The organism is Haloferax sp. s1, from assembly GCF_058382125.1.
The window spans coordinates 1-4,078 of sequence record NZ_JBZRPK010000395.1 but is presented as its reverse complement, the minus strand read 5'-3'; the positions used below and the strand labels follow the sequence as shown (position 1 = coordinate 4,078).

General features: G+C 55.2%; 3 protein-coding genes. 2 read left to right on the top strand and 1 reads right to left on the bottom strand.

Features of this window, described 5'->3' with window-relative positions; genetic code table 11:
* Window positions 1-1,398: PAS domain-containing protein (locus QT222_RS05120; RefSeq protein ID WP_491476519.1), on the bottom strand; the 1,398-nt coding region annotated here is incomplete at its 3' end.
* 496 nt (window positions 1,399-1,894) lie between these two features.
* Between QT222_RS05120 and QT222_RS05115 the strand changes: the two genes are divergently transcribed.
* Window positions 1,895-2,182 carry a winged helix-turn-helix transcriptional regulator gene (locus QT222_RS05115; protein WP_231512999.1) on the top strand — a complete coding sequence of 96 codons (288 nt, stop codon included), beginning with the start codon at window positions 1,895-1,897 and terminating at the stop codon, window positions 2,180-2,182.
* 654 nt (window positions 2,183-2,836) lie between these two features.
* Window positions 2,837-4,078 (top strand): hypothetical protein (locus QT222_RS05110; RefSeq protein WP_491476520.1); only part of this gene is annotated, 1,242 nt, incomplete at its 3' end.

The window sequence follows — 4,078 nt, the reverse complement described above, 5'->3', positions numbered from 1 at the left end:
GAGTTGCTCGGCAGCGTCGGTCATCTCGATAGGGGTAAGGGTGTTCGTCTCTTCGTCAAACATCCGCACGCCACTAACGTCGAACCCAACGACCTGCTCAACGGCATCGAGAGCGGCTTTCGCGATAGTCTGAGGGTCTTCCGCCTGAGGCAGTTCTCGGCTCGCCTTGTTGAGCGTCTTGAGTTGTCGCTTGTGTTCCTTCCGGTCGGAGATATCGATAAGCACGCCGGTCGTTCCACGGAACTCCGCATCGGGTCCAGCAGGGAGTTCGCTGAACCGAATTTCGAGTGGGATGACGTTCCCGTTTTTGGTTCGAATCGGTGCCTCAGCAGTCATCACGTCTTGGTCGGATTGGTAGAGCTGTTTACGAGCTTCTCGGGCGCTCTCGGCGTCAACAACCCGCAGCGGCTCGCTTGATGATGAGGTGTTGACTAGCAGGTCCTCGTAGTCTGCCGGATCGACATCATCGGCCTCACCCGCAAGAAGGTCCGTCAACGGTCTTCCGATGAGTTCCTCTCGGTCGTAGTTCGTCAGCTCGCACGCGCCGTCGTTGACGAGAGTGAACCGGAGGTTCTCGTCGGCGGCGTACACCCCCTCACCGACTGCTTCCACCATCGTCCGATACCGCTCTAGTTTCTGCTTTCGCTGAATCCGTCCGGAGATGTCCCGAACGCAGGCGAGTACGTGTGGGTCACCCTCGAATTCGATTCTCGATGCCGAAATTTCAACTGAAAGGGTCGAACCGTCGGCGGTGCGGTGTTCGAGGGCGTCGGAACAGGCTGTACCCGCTTCTAACACCTCGTCGACGAACCGGTCAAATGTGGTCGTATCGTACGAGTAGAGTTCAGACGGAGCAGTCGACAGGAGGTCATCTCGATTGTATCCAAACAACTCACACGCTCTGGGGTTGCAAGCAACTATCTCGTCGTGCTCGTTGTCAAAGATGACCATTGCATCGTTGCTCTCTTCGAAGATTTTCCGGAGGAGGGATTCACCGACGTTCGCTCGGGACTGTGACGGTTCACCGTGTCTAGTCCGTTCGTGAATTCGCAGAGTAAAAAACCGGGATTGCTCGTAGTCGGTCGCGTCCACGGTGAACGACACGGGAACTTCGTGGCCCTCGGCATGGACGAGAGAACTATCAGTGACTGCTCTATGCGGTCGCTCGGGTGGAGACGCAGCACGTTGGATAGTCTCGAGTGGGGTGTCGTGGTCCGTCGGAAAGAACCGAACGATAGACTTGCCAACTAGTGTGTCTAGGTCATGCCCCAAGAGCCGCTCAACTGGTGGGTTCGCGAAGACAACAGTCCCTCCCTGGTCAATCGAGATGATTCCTTCGCCGGGGTCGATGATCACCTCCCGTAGGAACCGCCTTCCGGACGTTGTTACTGATGACATGTGTTATAATCGGCTGTGTGATAGCATAATACTGCCTTGGTTTCGTAGTTATCCCGGGTTGACGATGGCGGCGAATAGCCATCCTTGACGAATTACACGAGTAAACGAGAGCCTCGAAAGCCAAACAGTCAACGACACCGAGTCGTTCGGTGGGTCCGATTTTAGTCGACTGTTGAATGGGTCCGACTACGTGTTCCAGACGCTTCTGTGTGGCAGACAGCGCGGGTGTTCCGCTCTGCTACGTGTCTCGACGGAGAACCCAGATAGAAGCATCGTAGGGGTAACGAGGTTCGAGTAGACCCCGGAATTTAAGCACGTAGGTAGGTGTGCTGCTAGCCATGTTGCCATTCGTTCTATAGAGCTAGGTCCCTTTTGTTAGTCTGGACTAGTCATGGGGACGAAAAACCAAACGTATGGGGGGGCAGCGACCCACAGTAGCCGAGACGGACGGCCGTTCCGTCACACTTCGAAGTCATTCCAGCAGGAGCTGAACACCTTGGCACAGCTCATTGGGCGGAAGTGGAACTTAGTTATTATTGCGACACTCCTCAATGAGGGGCCGATGGGGTTCAGTAAGATCGAAAGCGAGGTCGAGGGGATTTCCAATAAGGTCCTCGCGGAGAGCCTCCGGACGCTTGAAGAGCACGGAGTAATAAACCGTGACATACTCAGCGAGCGTCCGTTTCGAGTCGAGTACTCGCTGACGAAGCAGGGTGCCGCCTTCGAACCACTCATCGAACGAGTGCGGTATGGCGACCTTCAGGTCACCTCCACAGATACCTGAAGCCGACATTTTCGGTGGTCGGTCGTCGGAGAGGGCATGGGAATCCCTCGCCGACTGGAGTGTTCGTGACTATAGTAGGGCGGCGTCTCGAAATCTCAACCGGAGTCCACACTCACAGTTGCTCACAGGCGTACCGAAGGACTGCCACAACACTGCTGCTGGCCTCGTATCGGGCCGAAAAATACGGCTACAGGATAGACTGCTGCCAGGGTGATGGACACGTGAAATCACGCCGGGCTCGTTCTTTATTTGGTGATACGATACTGGTAGCAGCGCCGACGAACATAGCAATTGGTAGGCATGTTTGCGAACACTCTCATAGATATACGTCCAGATTTCGTTTATATACCTCTCGGGGCCGCATTCTCTCGAAATCTGAATGTACTGATTGCCGGGTAACCGGGTGTCTGATGTCTCACCGTCTGCGCATGGCCTCATGGTATGAAGATATTTTTACTGAGGAACTCATTAGTTATAATAATATTATATATCCCTAATCCCTACAGCTATATGCCCACAGTCGGGATGGATTCGAAGTGATTCTGCTAACATAGATTCAGCCGATTCTGTCCTAACTCGTGGGGTGATAGACGACGAGATGAGACCATGAAAGACACATTCCGATTAGTACTGATACTGTTTCTGGCGATTGGTATGGTTACCGCTGGTGGCGCGATGTCGGTAGCTGCCGATCACCAGAGCAACGAAGTTGACATCGATACCGACGACGGCGAAATAGAACACGACGGCGACGACGCCGAAGTCGAAGACGACGACGGAGACCTCGACTTCGAATCCAACGAGGACGATAAAGAGGCCGACATCGAGTTCGAAGATCTAGAACTCGAACAAGATGACGATGACCTCGACTTCGAAGACGATGAAGACGACCTCGACTTCGAGAGCCACGACGGCGGTGACGACGTCGACGTAGAGACAGACGACCACGAAATCGAACAGCACGACGACGAGGTCGAAGTCGAGGACGACGAAAACGACCTTGACTTCGAGGCTGACGAAGACGGTGACCGCACCGATATCGAGTTCGATGACGTCGAAATCGAGCAAGATGGTAACCGCCTCGAGGTTGAAGACGATACCGACGGCCACGACCTCGACTACGAGGCCGAAGACGACGACCTCGACGTCGAACACGACGAGGCCGAAATCGAAAAGCACGGCGACGAAGCCGACGTTGAGTTGGAGGACCTCGAGTTCGAGAACGACGGCGACCTCGACATCGAGTTCGACGGCAGCGGCGGAATCGACATTGACCTCGACGGTGACGACATCGATGTCGACACCGACGACCACGAGATCGAACAGGACGGCGACGACCTCGAAGTCGAGGATGACGACAATAACCTCGACTTAGAGAGCGACGGCGACGACCACGAACTCGAAGCCGACGACGAACACGACATCGAACACAACGGTGACGATGTCGACGTCGAAGGCGAAGAATTCGAGTTCGAGAACAACGGCGATCTCGACTTCGAGACCGACGAGCAGGAGATCGAGTTAGATGACGACGACCTCGAAGTCGACACCGACGACGGCATCGACTTCGAGAACGACGGCGACGAAGTCGAGTTCGAGGATGACGACCACGACATCGAACAAGATGGTAGCGATGTCGACGTCGAAGACCACGATGAGGACTTCGAGTTCGAACAGGACGACGACGAGGCAGAGCTAGAGACCGATGACCACGACATCGAACACAGTGGTGACAACCTCGATGTCGAGGACGACGACGGCCTCGACCTCGAGTCCGACGGCGAAAGCATCGACCTCGAGCGCGACGATAACGACGACACTGAAGTCGGAGCATTCCTTGACGACCTGACCCGAGAGGAGATCATCGAACTCGGTACCACGGTCGGCGCGGACGAC